Genomic DNA, 818 nt, shown 5'->3' on the forward strand with positions numbered 1-818 from the left:
TGAACGCCTCGATGTCGATGCCGGGGCCCTGATCCTGCAGCAGCTCGAACGGGATAGTGACGATTTTCGAGCTGAACTTGAAAGCGCCCATGTTCGTGGTGCCGAACGCGAAGTCGCCGGCTGCAGCCGCCACGTTCTCGGCCACGAGCTCGCCTTCGACTGCGGTCTCGTCCACGGTCGGCCAGGGAATCGGGTTGCCACCGGTGGTCGAGAAGACGGTCGCGGCCTCGCGCACGCCGCCGAAGGCTGCGAGCGCCTCGAGCAGCTGGCCGCCCCAACCGGTCGGCACCAGGTAGCCGCCCGCAGCGCCGCTGCTCTGCTGGCCGGACTGAGCCGCCTGGACAGAGCCCGCACGCAGCGCGTCGGCATCCTCGCGCGTCAGGCCGCGCTCGCCGTTCAGGATGAAGGCACGGAACGCGGCGCTGTAGCGGTCCTGCTGCTCGCGCTGCTCCGGGGTCAAGCCGGCGCGGATGCGCTCACCCGCCTCGCGGTCGGCACCGCCCTGCGCAGCGTCGCCGTCGATCTGCGCCTGGCGCTCGGCGCACTGGATCTGATCGTCGATGCGATCGATCTCTTCGTAGAGCGCATCGATCTGGGCCTTCACTTCCTTGGTGAAGTCGGCGCCAGTCTTCGTGTCGAGCAGATTGCGGGCTTCCTTCGCCTTGGCGGCGCGCTCTTCCCGGAGAGCCTTGATGTTCGGCATTCGGTTTCTCCAACAAAAAACCCCGCCGAGGGCGGGGTTGGTCAGGCGTCCGGGAGGTGGGCGCCGGCGGTGAGCGGTCGGTCTAGCCGGCCGTTCGTTCGTACAGGCCGAGGCG

1 protein-coding gene is annotated in these 818 nt (G+C 68.6%); it reads right to left on the reverse strand.

What is annotated here, in order from left to right; translation table 11 throughout:
* Positions 1-703, reverse strand: a 703-nt coding sequence (locus tag PYV61_RS26090; protein ID WP_275836811.1) for a phage major capsid protein, incomplete at its 3' end; no start/stop codon positions are given.
* Positions 704-818: the final 115 nt, after the last annotated feature.

The organism is Roseisolibacter sp. H3M3-2 (genome assembly GCF_029211165.1).
Lineage (GTDB): Bacteria > Gemmatimonadota > Gemmatimonadetes > Gemmatimonadales > Gemmatimonadaceae > Roseisolibacter.